General features: G+C 53.3%; 13 protein-coding genes and 1 tRNA gene. 10 read left to right on the top strand and 4 right to left on the bottom strand.

Annotation, left to right across the window (positions count from 1 at the left end):
- The first annotated feature begins 36 nt into the window (after positions 1-36).
- The 3 genes from JJ896_03480 to JJ896_03470 all read left to right on the top strand — a co-directional run bounded on the left by JJ896_03480 (position 37) and on the right by JJ896_03470 (position 2,126).
- Positions 37-1,344, top strand: coding sequence for a hypothetical protein (locus tag JJ896_03480; protein MBO6778695.1), 1,308 nt, complete (start codon positions 37-39; stop codon positions 1,342-1,344).
- Positions 1,345-1,363: 19 nt separating this feature from the next.
- On the top strand, positions 1,364-1,924 hold the full coding sequence (locus JJ896_03475; GenBank protein MBO6778694.1) for a DUF3293 domain-containing protein: 561 nt from the start codon (positions 1,364-1,366) through the stop codon (positions 1,922-1,924).
- A 129-nt stretch (positions 1,925-2,053) separates the two neighbouring features.
- Positions 2,054-2,126: transfer RNA gene (locus tag JJ896_03470), tRNA-Gln, on the top strand.
- A gap of 677 nt (positions 2,127-2,803) precedes the next feature.
- On the opposite strand, the gene JJ896_03465 is transcribed toward JJ896_03470, so the two are convergent.
- Entirely contained in the window at positions 2,804-3,385 is a 582-nt protein-coding gene (locus tag JJ896_03465) for a hypothetical protein (GenBank protein ID MBO6778693.1), read from the bottom strand.
- A gap of 284 nt (positions 3,386-3,669) precedes the next feature.
- Between JJ896_03465 and JJ896_03460 the strand changes: the two genes are divergently transcribed.
- Positions 3,670-4,107 carry a hypothetical protein gene (locus JJ896_03460; GenBank protein ID MBO6778692.1) on the top strand — a complete coding sequence of 146 codons (438 nt, stop codon included), beginning with the start codon at positions 3,670-3,672 and terminating at the stop codon, positions 4,105-4,107.
- Here the strand turns inward: JJ896_03460 and JJ896_03455 are convergent.
- Positions 4,104-4,721, bottom strand: a complete 618-nt coding sequence (locus JJ896_03455) for a tyrosine-type recombinase/integrase (GenBank protein ID MBO6778691.1) — start codon at positions 4,719-4,721, stop codon at positions 4,104-4,106. The two genes, JJ896_03460 and JJ896_03455, sit on opposite strands and share 4 nt — an antisense overlap.
- A gap of 396 nt (positions 4,722-5,117) precedes the next feature.
- Here JJ896_03455 and JJ896_03450 point away from each other — a divergent pair, with 396 nt between their 5' ends.
- The 5 genes from JJ896_03450 to JJ896_03430 all read left to right on the top strand — a co-directional run bounded on the left by JJ896_03450 (position 5,118) and on the right by JJ896_03430 (position 9,601).
- Positions 5,118-5,492: a hypothetical protein gene (locus JJ896_03450; protein ID MBO6778690.1), complete on the top strand. Its 375-nt coding sequence runs from the start codon at positions 5,118-5,120 to the stop codon at positions 5,490-5,492.
- A gap of 21 nt (positions 5,493-5,513) precedes the next feature.
- On the top strand, positions 5,514-5,741 hold the full coding sequence (locus JJ896_03445) for a helix-turn-helix domain-containing protein (GenBank protein ID MBO6778689.1): 228 nt from the start codon (positions 5,514-5,516) through the stop codon (positions 5,739-5,741).
- A gap of 444 nt (positions 5,742-6,185) precedes the next feature.
- Complete coding sequence (locus tag JJ896_03440; GenBank protein ID MBO6778688.1) at positions 6,186-7,880, top strand: SAM-dependent DNA methyltransferase; 1,695 nt, start codon at positions 6,186-6,188, stop codon at positions 7,878-7,880.
- On the top strand, positions 7,877-9,052 hold the full coding sequence (locus tag JJ896_03435; protein MBO6778687.1) for a hypothetical protein: 1,176 nt from the start codon (positions 7,877-7,879) through the stop codon (positions 9,050-9,052). Before JJ896_03440 ends, JJ896_03435 begins: the two co-directional genes overlap by 4 nt.
- A 333-nt stretch (positions 9,053-9,385) precedes the next feature.
- Positions 9,386-9,601: a hypothetical protein gene (locus JJ896_03430; GenBank protein MBO6778686.1), complete on the top strand. Its 216-nt coding sequence runs from the start codon at positions 9,386-9,388 to the stop codon at positions 9,599-9,601.
- Here JJ896_03430 and JJ896_03425 read toward each other — a convergent pair.
- The gene (locus JJ896_03425) at positions 9,582-10,601 is read right to left on the bottom strand and encodes a hypothetical protein (protein ID MBO6778685.1); all 1,020 of its coding nucleotides are present in this window, start codon (positions 10,599-10,601) and stop codon (positions 9,582-9,584) included. The genes JJ896_03430 and JJ896_03425 overlap by 20 nt on opposite strands.
- Positions 10,602-10,831: 230 nt before the next feature.
- Between JJ896_03425 and JJ896_03420 the strand changes: the two genes are divergently transcribed.
- Positions 10,832-13,768 (top strand): type I restriction endonuclease subunit R, encoded by a 2,937-nt coding sequence (locus JJ896_03420; protein MBO6778684.1) that lies wholly within the window; start codon positions 10,832-10,834, stop codon positions 13,766-13,768.
- Between the two features lie 31 nt (positions 13,769-13,799).
- Here JJ896_03420 and JJ896_03415 read toward each other — a convergent pair whose 3' ends face one another.
- Complete coding sequence (locus tag JJ896_03415) at positions 13,800-14,630, bottom strand: site-specific integrase (protein ID MBO6778683.1); 831 nt, start codon at positions 14,628-14,630, stop codon at positions 13,800-13,802.
- Positions 14,631-14,872: the final 242 nt, after the last annotated feature.

Here is a 14,872-nt window from a genome sequence, read left to right as displayed (position 1 = left end):
ACCCAAGCCGTCGGGGCAGACGATTCTGGCGACGTCATGTCTGTGCGCGTTCTGAGATTCCATCTGGCGGCTGTTCTGGTGGCCGTCGTGGCGTTGCTGCTGGGGTTGGATCCGGCGGACTCGCCGTCTGATGCGGCGCGGTTCTTCGGGCGGTTTCATCCGGCGCTGGTCCACCTGCCGATCGGCGTGCTGGTGGTGGCGGTGCTGGCGGAGTTTGTCGGACCGGAGCAAGCCTGGGCGCAGCGGTTGTATCTGCTGGGGGCGTGGATCGGGGTCGTGGCGCTGGCGGCCGGGCTGAGTATGGCGCAGGCCGGCGGGTATGAAGCAGAGACGCTGCGGTGGCACAAGTTCGGAGCGGTGGGGCTTACCGTGTTTGCGGTGGCGATGCCGCTGTTGCCGCGCCTGGCCTCTTTGGTGGTGTTACCGCTGCTGGTGGTGGTCGGGCATGAGGGCGGATCGCTGACACACGGGCCGGACTTTCTGAGTGAGCATGCGCCTGCGGCCTTGCGGCCTGTGCTGGGTTCTCCGGCGCCCGGGCTGCGGCTGGGTGATCCCGATACGACCACGGTGTTTAGTGGCGTGGTGCAGCCGATTCTCGAGGCGTCCTGCACATCCTGCCACGGCGCTGGGCGGATGCGCGGCAATCTCGACCTGCGTTCCCGCGACGGGATTGAGGCCGGTGGCGGAGACGGGGCTGTGGTGCTGGCCGGGCGACCCGAGGCGAGTCCGCTGATTCAGCGCACGCTGCTGCCGCCCGGGGAGGAGAAGGTCATGCCGCCGCGTGACGGGCCGGTGCTGAGCCCATCGCACGCGAGGTTGCTGGCGTGGTGGGTGGCGGACGGAGCGTCGTTTGAGCGCACGCTGGCGGAGGCGGGGTTGCCGCCGGACGTGCAGCAGATTCTGGAGGCGGCCGGTCTCGGGGCGGTGCGGACGGGTGTCTGGGCGCTGGACGTGGAGCCGGCGATGGAGGAGATGATCTACGCGCTGACCTCACGCGGCGCGCGGGTGCAGCCGGTGGCGGAGGGGGAGCCGTTTCTGCAGGTGCGGTGTGATACGGCAGAGGCCTGTCTGGGCGATGGGGGGCGTGCGCTGCTTGGGCTGGCGGATCAGGTGGTGTGGCTGGATATGGCGCGGAGTGATGTGACGGATGTGTCCGCGCTTGCGGGGATGCGGCACCTGGAGAAGATTTGGCTGCAGAAAACCGGGGTGGTGGATGTGTCTGCGTTGGCGGGGTTGGAGTATTTGGAGTACCTGAATCTGTCGGAAACGGCGGTGGAGGATGCTTCCGCGGTTGAGCATGTGCCGGGGCTGTACCTGTGGGGGAGCCCGGCAGGCGAACTATGACTATCCAAGCGATTGAGCGATGAACACAATTTGGCTTGTTGTATCCCCAGACGGTCAGGACGAACCTGCCGAAGCGTATGTGCGACGCGTAGACGCCTTGGCCAGCGTCGAGGGAAGTCGAGAGGGCGCGCTGATTCAGGAACTGCGGCTGGTATTTCCCGCGGAGGCGGAGGATCGCCGCTGGAAGGCCTATCAACAGACCATCATCACAGACTCTTTTGGAGTGCGTTGGACAGGCCACGGGGCCGTTGAAGAGCTTCCCGGAGACCCCATCTATGGGGTCACAGCTCACAATCCTAACGGCGTGCCGCTCTCCGCCATGGAAAACGAAGACCGTCAGGCGACAATGCTACGCGAAGTAGCGGACCACGGATGGACCTACTGGCCCGTGGTCGGAAGTTCTCAGGATGGCCTCTTGAGTGAGGAAAGCGTGGCGTTGTGCGGATTGGGAGAGGAGCAGGCCCTGGCCCTCGCGCGAAAGTGGGAGCAAATCGCCCTGTTCTTATTGACGAATGATGACTTGATGGTCATTTCGTGTGCCGATGGGCAGCCGGTTTCGCGGCGCCCGCGCCGCTCGTAGAAATGGTCATTCGATGGTTGACGTACCACAGGCTGGGTTTGTGTGTGTCTGCTGAAAAAGCCGTAGGCCCGGAACTGCGGTTGTCCCATCGACATTTGGGGACGCTATCTTGCTACGCGCGAGATCATTTGCCCTATAGCTCAATTGGCAGAGCGCCTGACTCTGGATCAGGAGGTTCAAGGTTCGAATCCTTGTAGGGCAACATGGGGGACAAGGAGTTAGGGGATCTACCCTTTCTTCTGTCCCCCTTTTTTATGACTTGGGTCTGACTTGGGGGGGGGGATCGACGCCCCCCCTTTTCTACACCCAAGCGTTATACCCAAGAAAGACCTTCGCATCCCATGTGTCTGTAACAAAAACCCCCAAGTTGCGTATAAAATAGCAGTTATTGGGCCAATTGAGTGACTCCAATGTTATACCCAAATGGCCATTTACCAATCAGATAGGAGGTATCTATTATGGTGGATAAGAATCAGAAGAAAGAGGCGGTCGAGTTGATCATGGACTTCCTCGACCACGTCGTCGAAAACACCGACTACCGTGTGTATGGACGGTATAAGGACTCGGTGACGATCAAAATCCCACAAGGGTGGGGGACTAAGGAGGAAAAACGAGGTTTTTGGTTCTCGTTCAAATTGGACGTTCCCACACGTACCGACCTCAAGTCAGAAGTCCAACGGTACATGGACACAATCCACTAAGTGGGGTCGATTCCGTTACATCATTCGTTTTGTAGTCCTCTAATGGGAAAACCCTTGTGAGGTCAACGGATGAAACGGTTTACTCAAGTCCTAAAACACGTAGGACTGATTGTCGGAGTGTGGTTGTGTGAGTGGTCAACGAAGGATCTCGTAGCCGAAGTTCTTCGCTCGTCGAATCTCAATGATCAAGTAGATCCAACTTGATGGATTGGAAGTGTTTGTCGAACCCTTCGGTCTTCCACCAATCCATTCCCCAATCCACACATTCACGTTTGTAGGATTCAAGATCTCCATCGACCCAAATTCCACGTTGGTCCTTCTTGAATCCTGTTTTTCGTCGTAGACGGTGTTCCACATCTGTTGGAACCATCTTTTCTCGTCTGAACGAACGACCCCTTTCTATCTCTCCTTTTCGTTCACCACGTTTCACCCTTCCCAAAGTGAATCGCACGTAGGTGTAGAGGTAGTCCCGAACACGTTTGAACGTGACCGCGGTTTTTGGTCGGTACCCAAGAGTCTCTCTAATCGTCCGATTGAAATCTTGAACCTCACTCAGTTCTGAAACGAGTGGTTCAAGTTCTGCAATCCTCTTGTCAATCATTCTGACAAGAGTTCTCTCACGACCAAAGGATTGACGAAAGTCGGTACTCCATTCTTCGAAGGGGATCGGTAGATCGACACCCTTTCCAATCCTCTTCTCTTCGTTCTCCCTTTTCCAACGGAGGAGTTTTTCCCTCAGTTCGGATACGTCATCACTCATGATTCTGTAGACACCCTTTGGTATCTCAAAATGTTATACCCGAGAATCTGTACACATACCCATAAATTGCAACAATGTCAACCTTTTTGCGTATAAAAGTGTGTTCAATGGGATGATAAGACAGTATTTGGTTATACCCAACGAACGTTAGCATAATCACAAATAGAGGTTCTAAAGATGATTGAATCAACCAACGGTCAGTCCACCGTAACGGACACAACGACAACTCGGAATGAGAGGGTGGAACCCCTACACAAAGGTTCAAATCGGACGGAGGTGATCCTATGGGACTGATGATCAATACCTACCTCCACGAAACGGAGTCCCCACTCTTGAGACTTGACCACAACGATCTCAAGATGAAGGTATCAGAGATGTCTCTCTTGAAGACCACAGACGAGACACTCACCAAGATGGACGAAGTGGTCGAATGGTTATGGGAGGGGTTGACCATCGACCAAGATGAAACGGGAAGAATCCACACCGTGGTGGATCATGGTCATGTTCAGCAACTCACCAAAGAGAGGTTGAGGAGATTGGTCTACGGTAACCGTGAATTTCTACTGTCCATCCACCAAACCCTTAGAAGTCTTGAGTCCATAGACGAACACTTCTCTGATCTCCAATACCGAATGAGGGTGTTTCTCTCAGAGTGGATTCTGATGGGAGTCGGTGTACTTACTGTAGACTTGGAGGACTACAAGGATCGGTTCGAAGACTAATCCAACTCGTACAAGTCCATCATCTCCATTGTCTCGTAATTGGTGTACTTGACAGTCTGAGATACGGAACTGTGGTTGATGAGGTGGGAGACTTTGACGAGTGATAGATGATCACCCGATTGAAATCCACGTCGAATAGATTGAACGACGAAGGTCTTTCTCAGACAATGAGATGACGGATTTCCCTTGACTCGGATTCCATACTGATCAAGGGTTGTCCGAAGTCTCAGATTGAAGTTCTGAACACTCATCGGAGATAGACCCTTTCCCTTATTCGATGTAAAGATGAAGTGGGAAGGGTTGGGGTCGAGGATATTGTAGACCGTCGAGACGATCGTCCTCACCTTATGGGTGATTCTGATCAATCGAAGTTTGTTGGTCTTCCGTTCTCGGACCACCATGTCATCACCATCGTGAAGGTTCACCACGTCCTTCCAACGGAGAGACATTAGATCCGATACCCTAAGACCAAAACGACAACCAAGAGTGATCTGAAGAAGGTTAACACCATCCTGTGGACGTTCTGTCTCCATGAACGTCATCAGTAGTTGACCTTCCAATTTCTTGACCTGTCCCCACTCAAGAGGAAAGGTTGTGGTCTTCCTTTTCGACATGGTGTTATACCCAAGAATGTTGTAGAAACCCCTGCTATCGGGTACGACAGAATCTACAATATGTTGCACATATGTGACTTACTGAAGATTCTGAAGACCGCAGACCACGAAATCGTCGTTTCTGACTTGGAATCGACGATTTGATACCCTCGACAATGTGTCCTTTCTAAAGAAAGTGAAGATTTATGTCGTTGGGGTACAGGGAGTTACAGTGACAACACCAAAATGTCCTGTCGAAATCTGACGTTTTCAGATTCACCCTAATACTTATTGGTAGACGGTGACCCAATACGACCGTCTACGACTCGACTTCTGAAATGGGAAAACCGAAATGACGTTACCATTTCTGTACCCAATCAGCACTTAACCTAAAACTAATATATACAGATGATTACAATGAACAGTATCACCAAAGAATATGGTAGTTGGATTGGATCAATGAAGTGGGATCAGTTCCTCACCATTCGGAAACGTCCCTTCTCCTCAAAACGAATCCTGAGGACGATCACGGAATCGATTTTCGATACTGACAAGACCTTGGATCGTCTCTTCTTCGTCACCGAACGATCCAACGATCACAACAACTTCCATACTCACATTCTGACGAGTTCTCCTAAACAATCGACCACAACCAAGACCCTCCTGAAACTGAAAGGTCTTGACGTGTGGGATGAACCTGTTAAGGACAACGAAGGGGTTTCAATCTACCTGTCCAAATGGATCGGACAACCGAATGTGACCGACTACGACCTACTTATAAGGGAGGACTAAACCACTAACGACGAGATACCAATGATCGAAAACATCAATACAGAGATTCTTGAATCAGAACCACTCACAATGACCACGAAGGAGACAGTTCAATGTCTCGGTTCATCACCTTCTACAATCACACGACTGAAGTCGAAGGGGATACTGACACCCGTCAAATGGAAAGGGGTCAACTACTACCGAAAATCAGATGTGAAGGACTACCTCCGTGAGAGTGGTGTATTCGATTTAGTGTATCAGAATAGATGAGCTGACAGACGTGGGTGAAGTCAGCCCATAGTGAGTGATCGAGTCAATTCTCGAAAGGTCTGACGTGTCCTCACCATGACGTTGGTTTCCTGTCGGAAGGAGAGAACCATGAAAGTGATGAAACTGACGATTCAGACCATTACGGACTCGGTCCTAAACGATCGCAAGCCACTGAAGGAAAGACTGGAGATGGTCGACGTTTTGATTGATCTCCTTCAGAACTACAAGAGAATGATGTTCAGGAGGACTCAAGTCTGGGGGGACGAAAAGGCAAGGAAGCGGCGGTAGTCCCCCCCACCCTTTTCTCGTAATCGAACGGCACCGGCTGTCAAGAATCGCCGGCAGACCCGCTGCCATGTCCCGACTGGATTTTGACCTCTAGAGTTGCTGTGGAAGCCGATGGCAGAAAGCCTTACTCTAGTTGGGTACACCATAGCTGCACATATGTCTGACTTCTCTTCCATTTCCTCGTTTATCTGGAACGTGTGCGACGATGTCCTGCGCGGCCTTTTTAAGCAACACGAATACGGAGATGTAATTCTCCCATTCGTCGTTCTGCGCAGGCTTGATTGTGTTCTCGAATCCCAAAAGGACGAGGTGGTCTCGCTATTCGAGGAGTGGGCCACGAAAGTGGATGATCCGGCCCCGATCATTCTCAACCAAGTTGGGACCACGTTCTTCAATCGCTCCCGCTATGACCTGAAGCGGCTAACGGGCGACCCCAACAACATTCGGATCAACCTAGAGCAGTATCTCGACGGCTATTCGCACAATGTGCGGGAGATCGTAGAGAACTTTGGGCTGGCCCGTCCGCTGCAGAAGCTGCATAAGAACAACCGGCTCTTCCTGTTCATCGAGAAGTTTACGGAGATAGATCTTCACCCCAGCCGCGTGTCAAACCACACGATGGGCCAAATCTTTGAAGAGCTGCTTCGCCGCTTCTCCGAAATGTCCAATGAAACAAGCGGCGAGCACTACACGCCTCGGGACGTAGTGCGGCTTCTCGTCTCTCTCATCTTTAACGAGGATCGCGAGCGGCTGGAGAGTCAGGGGCTGGTGCGATCGGTCTACGATCCATGCTGCGGCACGGGAGGTATGCTCTCAATTTCGAAGGAATGGGTTCACGATGAAGTGAACCCTGACGTGGAGCTCAGATTGCTTGGGCAAGAGCTCAATCCCCAGACGTACTCAATCTGCAAATCGGACATGCTGGTGACAGACGACGATCCCGACAATATCCGTCTTGGGTCATCTCTGTCGGAGGACCGGTTTGTTGGGGAGCGTTTCGATTACATGATTACCAACCCGCCGTATGGAGTGAGTTGGAAGTCCGAGAAGGATTTCGTGGAGGAGGAAGCAGCAAGTTCGCTCGGACGATTCTCGGCTGGCACCCCACGATCGTCGGACGGACAGCTGCTCTTCCTACAGCACATGATCTCGAAGGTTGACCCAGATCGTGGAAGTCGAATTGGGATCGTCTTTAATGAGGCACCTCTCGTATCCGGCAAGCCGAGTAGTGGTGAGTCGGAAATCAGGCGGTGGATTATCGAGAATGACTGGCTTGAAGGAGTTGTGCGCCTGCCAGATCAGCTCTTCTTCAACACCGGCATTACGACGTACCTCTGGATCATATCAACTCGGAAGGAGGACCGGAGGAAAGGGTTGGTACAGCTCATCGATGCATCCGGCTTGTTTTCGCCTCTGCAGAGATCGCTCGGAAACAAGCGGCGCCGGTTGGAGGGCGATCACATCTCACGGATCCAGTCGGCCTATGAGTCGCAGGAGGAGTCCGAGATCTCAAAGCTGGTTCCGTGTGATGGATTCGGCTTCGCTGAGTACACGGTCTCACGACCGGTGGAGGGGGGCGCCAAAGACAAGTTTTCGATCTCCGTTCCGCTGGCGGTAGACGAGGAGGAGTACCTAAACAGCGAAGTATTCAGCCATTTTCGCGACGGGTGGGTACTGGATCGTGGCCGGAAGCGACTCGGCTATCAGGTTCACTTTGGAGAGCACTTTCCGCCCGACTACGAATCGCGCGAGTCGGGGGCGATTACTAGCTCACTGAACGAACTCTGCGACGAAATCGACGACAGTGTCTCGTCTCTTCGATCACTACTCAAGGGACTATCGGACGCATGAGCACCATTCATACTTGGGCCGAGCTACTCGACAGCGAACGTAGCGACTCGCTTGTTCCAATTTGGTCAGTCGCGAGACTGGTTCGAGACAAGCGGACCAAAGCGGCTTCCGACCTCGCTGTGAGTCCTGAGAATGTCGAGCCCTTCACCGGTCGGTTGCTATCGGATACGTCAAAGTATGAAGGCGAAGGGTGGGCCTTTCAGGCCGGTGATGTACTCTTCAATAAGCTCCGGACCTACCTATGCAAGGTTGTGCATGCCCCGCGCGACGGCGTCTCAATGGGCGAAATGATCGTCTTGCGGCCTGAAAGGGTTGATTCCACCTTCTTCTATTACACTATGCTGTGTGATGGTCACGTTTCACACCTGAGCAGCTTGTCTTCTGGTGTGAAACAGCCGCGGACGGATCCGGCTACGATCCTCGATTCTCGTATTCCGGTGCCTCCTCTCAATAGACAGCGCGAGTTAGTCGACGAGCTGGCTGAGAGGCTACAAGCGATCGATAAGATCGAGCGATCGCTAGTTCGATCGTCGCGCGACAGAATCAAGCTTCGGCAGGACGCAATTAGGGCGCATATCCCTTGGGTACAGTCCGGCAGTGCAGCCACGACAACCGAGTTTGTGCCGCTATGGAGTGTGGCCCGTCTAATCCGCGACAAGGCCGAGGCACTCAATGGATCTGTGAAAATCAGCCCTGAGAATGTCGAGTCGGGCACAGGAGTAGTCAGGTCACTTGAGAGCGCCTACACGGGCAGCGGTGTGCCCTTCAGGACTTCCGACACGCTCTTCAACAAGCTTCGAACCTACCTTGCCAAGGTCGTGTACTGTGACTGGAACGGCTATTCAATGGGTGAGATGCTGGTTATTCGGCCAGAACAGATTGTACCGAGATACCTGTACTATACACTCTCCCATCCGGACACAGTCGATCAGCTGTCGACTCTTTCGACTGGGGTCAAGCAGCCGCGTACAGATCCGTCAGTCGTGATGTCGACGCCGGTGTGTTTGCCAGACCGAGGGACTCAGGAGAGGGTAGCGCATACCCTCTCCGAGATCGACGACGAGCTTGGGCGAATTCGGACGAATGAGGAACGCAGGTTAGCAGAGGTTCGCGCGCTTCGCCGCAAGCTCATAGCCGAGATGGTCTTCAAGGCCGCGAGCGAGGAGATCTGACTGGACGTTGGCTAGCGAAATCGCTAGTCTCACGGTCACGTCTTTTCGCACTTCGTGGCCAAGCTCACACTACCGTTCCCGCCTCTGAAGATCATGGACGGTGAGGTGACCCTTCACGATCTCAGGGCACTTGATCGACCAAAGTCCTCAGCACGGTTGCGTCGCTATTCCCGACGCAAGGGGCCTCGGACGTCTGTTCGCAAGAACGGTCTGCTTGGCTGGCGAGGGAGTACCCCACACAGAAGCAAGACAAGCAGGTTAGGTCGGCAACGACTTCGTACTCGACGGCCTTCTCGCGCTACAACTCCGCTGCGGCGAGGAGTCTCTCTGTGCGTGCGGTCCGAAGTCGGACATGCCGAACGGGGTGGCCATTTCTTTCATTTCCGCAAGGGCGACACCGACATCGAACTCTACGACATTCAGGAGGATGTGATTGGACGAGTCGCTAACCTGAAAGCGCTCTTGGCATTCATTCGCCACGTGTCGGGTCAGGCGTACTCCGAAAGCATGTGGCGGCGCTGTCAGGAATTCAATCTACGGACCGACTAGGCTGCGATAGCAGGGACAACAGCTGGTGGGGTTTTCTGCCCTCATCAACGTACTGTCGCCGGCCCTGTCGAAGTTCTTCTGTCTCCCAAGCTCTCCACGCGTATGAGCGGTTGAGTAGGATGATGTAATCACAGCTGTGCTCTACTGCTGCTGCAACCAGATTCCGCCGTAGTCCGGCATTGTTCTTGAACTGGCTGTCGACCCGCACAATGGCTGAGACTTCGGGAGAACTGGCCTTGAAGGTAGCTGGCAGCTGACCGGCTGCCGAAAGGCGCGTGACAGTGAATCCGTCAAAAGCCATCAGTAGCGACTCGGCGCCTGTGCTTAGGCAAGACGTGAGGAATCGATCGTAGGTCTCCTCGACCCCAGTTTCACGCACCCGTTCTGGTATCCAGCTGTCCTTACCAGTAAGGAAGCGAGACACTTTACCTAGGTTGCCTTCTTCGTATTTGTATCCCGTCGCGGTAACGTGAATGGCTGTTCGGTAGTCGAGGCCTTGTAGCCGCCCTTGCGCATGCGATGCGGAAGCAGGTGGAGAGTTTAGCCAAGCGCAATCACGGAATTGGGCCAAAGCATAGGCGTCGAAAACAAACCAGTCTACTACTTCTGGAAAGCGTGCGTTTGGCACCTCTTCATCTCGGCTCCAGCGCCAAGTCATGATGAGCACCACATCGCAGCCTTTTCGAATGTCCTTGAGCGCCGTATCAAAATTCGCAGCGCGTTCTTCCGCGACTACCTCAACTGTTTTGACCTCTATTCGAACGCCGAGCTCCCCGTCGTCACTGCGAAAGGCGAGATCCGGATACCGGTTTGCAACGACGAGAGTACAGGTGACGTCGGCAACTCCGGCTTCTTCGAGGACGATCGTGGCTGCGTAGGCGAACTCGTACTCCAAGAGCGTTCCTACTCTTGTGCGCACGTCCGTCAAGTTGCGTTGGTTAACAGGGAAGAGCTGATCGTCAAACTGACGACAACTCCTGCGCAGCGTGACAGAGTTCATCTTCTCGATTGTCGGCGCCACTACTTCGCTAAGTAGGCGCTCTATTCGGTCTGTCGCTGGCAGGTTGTCAAGCGCTAGAACCACGTCGCGCGGTGTCTCTGGCGCGTTCATCGAACTGAAGAGTGCAAGCTGTGGCGCACTATGTTTCTGCATTTGCATATTCGAAGAGAACCGAGGCACTTGCCGAACCACTTCTTACTCCACTGGCAGGATGGGGCCGGCATACGCATATGAAAGAAATAGACTTCGAGTCTGCAATTGAGAGTGACCTAAGGAGCCGAGGTTTTCGGTCTTTGCACTACTCAACGTACGATCGGCAGACGTGCCTGATTACGGCGGAGCTTGTGCAATTCGTCGAGGAAACGCAGCCGAAGAAGTGGGCGAAGCTGAAGGAGACGTACGGCGCCGAGACGGAAGCTCGCTTTTCGCGGTTGGTGTCAGATGAGGTTGGAAGGCGCGGGTTAATCGAGGTGCTCCGTGGAGATATCAAGCACCGAGGGCTCCACTTCAGCCTTCTATACTTCGAACCCAAAAGTGGACTGAATCCTCGGCACCACGCCCTTTTCGAGCGGAACCGGTTCTCCTTGGTTCGTCAACTCCACTATTCCTCACGGTCTCAGAACTCCCTAGATGTAGTCTTATTCGTCAACGGTCTGCCTATAGCGACTTTGGAGTTGAAGAACGAGCTGAGCGGGCAATCGGTTAGGGATGCCGAGCGTCAGTATCGGCTGGACAGAAACCCGAAAGGTGAGCCGCTTCTCCAGTTCAAGCGCTGCCTAGTTCACTTCTGCGTCGACACAGATCAAGTCTCGATGACGACTCGGCTGAGTGGAGAGGACACGCAGTTCCTGCCGTTTAACAAGGGAATTGAGAACCCTGTCAACCCCCTTGGTCCACGAACACATTACCTGTGGCAGGAAGTCCTAGCTCCAAGGTCGCTGCTGGACATCGTCGAGAACTTCGTTCATGTCTCAACAAGGCGGGAGCGGGTTTTCGATAAGACCAGCGGCGGGTTTGTCGACCGAATAGAGGAGAAGCTAGTATTTCCTAGATACCACCAACTGGACGTCATTCGGTCTATTCGGACAGCCTTGATTGCCGAGGGTGTCGGAACTGACTTCCTGATTCAGCACACGACAGGATCTGGAAAGTCTTACTCGATCGGGTGGTTGGCGCACATGCTGACCTCCCTCCACCGCTCAGAGCGGGAAACGGGTCGGCTGTTCGACTCAGTGATTGTGGTGACCGACAGGAGGGTTCTTGACCGTCAACTACAGGCGACGATAAGGCAGCTGGAGCGGACCGGCGGAGTAGTGTATGGTGTCGAGAAGGGGTCGCAACAGCTAAAGGAATACTTGGAGCAGGGCAAGCCGATAGTTGTCTCGACTATCCAGAAGTACCCATACATCTCCCAGTCCATCTCGGCACTTAAGGGGCATCGGTTCGCAGTGATCGTCGACGAGGTCCATTCCTCTCAAAGTGGAGAGAACAGGCGCCACCTCAATAAGGCCCTATCTACGGATGTGGTGGACGAAGACCAAGACGTTGGGGACTTGGATGGTCGCATTCTTGCCGAGATGAAGAATCGCGGGCGTCAGTCCAACGTGAGCTTTTTTGGGTTCACGGGGACTCCCAAGGCGAAGACCCTCGAAATCTTTGGTCGAAAGGACTCTAGAGGTCTTCCCCGTGCTTTCCACACCTACTCAATGCGACAGTCAATCGCTGAGGGTTTCACACTAGATGTGCTTCGCAACTACACGACCTACAAGAGGCACTTCGAACTGTCCAAAAGGCTGCGCGACGACCCGACATTCCCTCAACGCACATCCTCGCGTGAGCTTGTCGGTTGGGTCGACCTTCATGAACACAGCATCCGCGAGAAAGTCCAAATCATCCTCGATCACTTCGCACACCATACGCGGAAAAAGATTGCTGGGAAGGGCAAAGCGATGGTCGTCGTCTCTTCAAGGCTAATGTGCGTTAGGTACAAGCAGGAGATGGATCGGCAGCTACTTGAGTCGGGGCTACCGTTCAAATGCCTCGTAGGCTTCAGTGGCGCTGTGCAAGTAGATGGAATTGAGTACACGGAGGCTGGCATGAATCCAGACGTGTCCTCTATTCCCGAAGCGCTGAAGAGACCTGAGTACAGGGTCTTGATAGTGGCGAACAAGTTTCAAACGGGCTTTGACGAACCTTTGCTACACACGATGTACGTCGACAAGCGTCTGCGGGGGCTACAATGCGTGCAGACACTGTCGCGGCTAAACCGCACGAGCCCAAGTAAGAATGACACGTGTGTTATCGATTTCGTCAATGAATCGGCAGACATACTCGAGTCCTTCGAACCGTACTTCGGAGAGACAATCCTCGAGGAGACAACCGACCCCAATCGGCTATACGCGTTGCAAGCCGATATCGAGGGGTACCGCATATTCACAGCCAGAGAGCGAGACGAGTTCTGTCGCATCTTCTTGGATGCGAGCACGAGAGATGAGCAATTCCTTCCCATAGTCGACCGTGTGGTTGACAGATGGAGGGACCTTCCTCACCAAGAGGAGCGAGAGCGCTTCCGATCGGATTGCTCCTCCTTCGTCCGTCTTTACGGGTACGTCTCACAGATCGCGGACTTCTTTGAGACTGATTGGGAGAAGCTCTACGTGTTCTTGCGGGCAATTCTAAAGAAACTGCCTCGAGCGCAGAGAGAGGGCATCGACTCGTTGCTTCAGTCCGTGGACTTGGACTTCTTCAGAATGGAAAAGCAGTTTGAGGGGTCCTTGTCGGTTTCTGGACCGGATCCGCCGCTTCAGTCCGTTTCGCTCGGTAGTTCGCTCTCATCAGAGGATGAGAAGGACTTCCTGTCAGCGATTGTCCAACGAGTCAATGACGCATATGGGATCGATTTCGAAGACGAGGATCGTGTCACACTTGAGGAATTCAGGCTCAAGGTCTTTCAGAGCCCTGCCATTGAGCAGGTGCATCGCGGAGACAACTCGCCCATAAACAAACGAAAGAAGTTCATGGACGAGAGTAACTCCGTGCTGCTCGACTTCGTGAACGAGCGGCTGACCTTCTACAAGCTTCTAGATGGGAATCCAGAAATGAAGCGGACTCTCATGGGCATGATGTACGAGGAATACCTTTCGGAGAACGGGTTTCGTTCCTCGTGATTAATCAAGGCTGGTCGACCATCTCGGTGACCTAGAATCCCTGAACAAGGACTCGTTGAAGTTGCTCGTCGGTTCGGGTGTAGTGTTCAGTCATGTATGTGCTGGTATGACCCACATACTCGCCGATCTGAACAATATTCTGAGTGTTGTCCACTTGCCGAGTAATGAACCCACGTCTCAACGAATGAAGTGGGTAGGGTGGTAGACCACACTCCTTCAGAAAGACCTTGAATTGTCTTCTGATGTTCGACCGGTAGTAGGGTAGACCACTGTCCTTGTCCATCCTCCTGTTTTTAACCGAATTCGGATTTCCAAAGACATAGGTCTTGTTTTGCGGGAATCGTGTTTTCAGTTGTTTGAAAACATCGTCCGTCAAATGACTGACATCAATCGACCTTAGTACCCTCTTCGAGTAGATGACCATCTTATCCATTGAGGGCGTCAAATACGAGTACGACGGTTTGTTACCTCCATCAAGAGTCTCGTAGGGTTCGGTCGGATTCCATTTCAAATCGATGAGTTCTCCAACTCGACAACCTGTCCTCATTAGACAGTGAATGAGATAGGTCGGTGGTCTTTCTGTCTGTGGGAGAACCTTGGTCTTGACGTGATCAAAAAGAGTATCCCAATCCGATCCTGTTGGGGTATCTCTCCTAAGGACATCGAGATTTCTCCTTGGGGAGTCGAATTTGATACCGTCGATTGGGTTAGACGTCAGTTCTCCGTTTCCCTTGAAGTGATTGAAGAAGGTTCTGAGATGACGGAGATGAAGGGATAGACTTGGTTCACTCAGACAACCCTTGTCGGTAAAACCGATCGTTCTTCCCTTTGTGATGTGATCACGGATGTGATCTTCGGTCACCTTCTTCAACTGTAAACGACCGAATCTCTCAGTCATCTCTCGTCGGAACGTGAACAACACCATTCTGTCCGCTTCGACGGTCCTTTGTGACAACTCCATGTTCTTGACTCTTCGGTCGCGCAGTTCAAGGTATTCGTCAACCTTGTTTGAGAGTCGCGTGGTTACGGTACCACGTTTGCGAATTCTCTCTCTCCACAGTTTGTCTTGATCCCTTTTGAGGTTCTCGACCTTTTGCTTCTCTC

The sequence above is a fragment of the Rhodothermales bacterium genome (assembly GCA_017643395.1).
Taxonomy (GTDB): Bacteria; Bacteroidota; Rhodothermia; order Rhodothermales; family UBA10348; genus JABDJZ01.
Note: the sequence above shows the minus strand (reverse complement) of the source record. Positions and strands in the feature narration are given on the sequence as shown.

What these genes read in the sequence shown, in the direction of transcription:
- JJ896_03480 (MBO6778695.1), top strand. Translation starts at nt 37, where the DNA reads ATGTCTGTGCGCGTTCTGAGATTCCATCTGGCGGCTGTTCTGGTGGCC.
- JJ896_03475 (MBO6778694.1), top strand. Translation starts at nt 1,364, where the DNA reads ATGAACACAATTTGGCTTGTTGTATCCCCAGACGGTCAGGACGAACCT.
- JJ896_03465 (MBO6778693.1), bottom strand. Translation starts at nt 3,385, where the DNA reads ATGAGTGATGACGTATCCGAACTGAGGGAAAAACTCCTCCGTTGGAAA.
- JJ896_03460 (MBO6778692.1), top strand. Translation starts at nt 3,670, where the DNA reads ATGGGACTGATGATCAATACCTACCTCCACGAAACGGAGTCCCCACTC.
- JJ896_03455 (MBO6778691.1), bottom strand. Translation starts at nt 4,721, where the DNA reads ATGTCGAAAAGGAAGACCACAACCTTTCCTCTTGAGTGGGGACAGGTC.
- JJ896_03450 (MBO6778690.1), top strand. Translation starts at nt 5,118, where the DNA reads ATGAACAGTATCACCAAAGAATATGGTAGTTGGATTGGATCAATGAAG.
- JJ896_03445 (MBO6778689.1), top strand. Translation starts at nt 5,514, where the DNA reads ATGATCGAAAACATCAATACAGAGATTCTTGAATCAGAACCACTCACA.
- JJ896_03440 (MBO6778688.1), top strand. Translation starts at nt 6,186, where the DNA reads ATGTCTGACTTCTCTTCCATTTCCTCGTTTATCTGGAACGTGTGCGAC.
- JJ896_03435 (MBO6778687.1), top strand. Translation starts at nt 7,877, where the DNA reads ATGAGCACCATTCATACTTGGGCCGAGCTACTCGACAGCGAACGTAGC.
- JJ896_03425 (MBO6778685.1), bottom strand. Translation starts at nt 10,601, where the DNA reads ATGAACTCTGTCACGCTGCGCAGGAGTTGTCGTCAGTTTGACGATCAG.
- JJ896_03420 (MBO6778684.1), top strand. Translation starts at nt 10,832, where the DNA reads ATGAAAGAAATAGACTTCGAGTCTGCAATTGAGAGTGACCTAAGGAGC.